This is a genomic window from Lacihabitans sp. LS3-19, assembly GCF_024343575.1.
Classification (GTDB): Bacteria; Bacteroidota; Bacteroidia; order Cytophagales; family Spirosomataceae; genus Leadbetterella.
In genome coordinates, this window is sequence record NZ_RJUA01000058.1 from 1 (window position 1) to 367 (window position 367).

Sequence of the window (367 nt, forward strand, 5' to 3'; positions counted from 1 at the left end):
GGAGAAACAGTAAATTTTACTGGTTCTGGTGGAGTTAGTTATAATTGGAGTGGGCCAAATACATTTATATCAAACGATCAAAATCCGACGATTACTAATGTTGTAATAGCCTCAGGAGGAATTTATACACTTACGGTTACCGACGCCAATGGGTGCACTGCAACTGCTCAAACTACAATAACAATTAATCCTTTACCATTACCAACAGCTGGAAATGATTCACCTATTTGCCTAGGAGGTACTTTGAATTTAAATGCAACAGGTGGAACATCATATAGTTGGTCAGGTCCAGATGGATTCAGTTCAAGTTCTCAAAATCCACAAATTATAAATACTACTTCAAATGCCGGAGGCATATATACAGTAA

Annotated in this window: 1 protein-coding gene; it reads left to right on the forward strand. The window is 37.3% G+C overall.

What is annotated here, in order from left to right:
- A partial coding sequence (locus tag EGI22_RS15250; protein WP_255069312.1) for an immunoglobulin domain-containing protein occupies positions 1-367 on the forward strand: 367 nt, incomplete at both ends.